Source organism: Marinifilum sp. RC60d5, from assembly GCF_052400665.1.
In the GTDB taxonomy this organism is placed as follows: Bacteria; Bacteroidota; Bacteroidia; order Bacteroidales; family Marinifilaceae; genus JBQTGK01.
Map to the genome: position 1 here is coordinate 1 of NZ_JBQTGK010000030.1, position 643 is coordinate 643.

1 protein-coding gene is annotated in these 643 nt (G+C 37.6%); it reads right to left on the bottom strand.

All coding sequences use genetic code 11. The features are described 5' to 3' along the window. Positions 1–643: hypothetical protein (locus tag ACT3CE_RS18875; protein ID WP_444711315.1), on the bottom strand; the 643-nt coding region annotated here is incomplete at both ends.

A 643-nucleotide genomic window follows, 5' to 3' on the forward strand; every position in this document is an offset into this window, starting at 1 on the left:
CCTGAGTATTGTACAATTCGATGAACTCATATTCGGGCAGGCCATTGCCTGGACTTGGGTCGGCCATTATTTCGTTAATTACTACATCGTACTGATGAACCGAATATCTGGTAAAAGTGAGAACTGTATCTAAAACATTGCCGCACTCATCCTGCAAATTATTTATACTGAGTTGCTGAAGTTCACCATCGGTAAAAATATTTTCGAAACTCAGCTCTACTTTATAAGTCGATTTTAATTCCAGATTGGATAATGTGTTACTCACAAGCGAATAGTTCGCTGCTTTTTTCAAACTCAGCGTGTCCATATACTCACTAAAATCAATGGAAATTTGATTCGCTGACAACTGTTTTAATTCATTTACCTGTGGTAGTGATTCATCGATATTTTCGCGATAAATAGAATTTGTGCTGCCAGGTGTTCCTCCTTTTTCGTTAATTGAAGCAGAATAGTTGCCATAAGTACTGCAGGTATTCAATGGATCGATTCGCTCTAAAGACCAACCTCCATCTTCTTTTTCGACCGACTTGTACCAGGAATCGGAATAAGTAATTTTATCGATTTGCTTGTCTTCTGCAGATAAAATTTCTACTTCGGAGCCAGAATTGGTTAAACCAGGAAAACTTGTTACTGACAAAACATT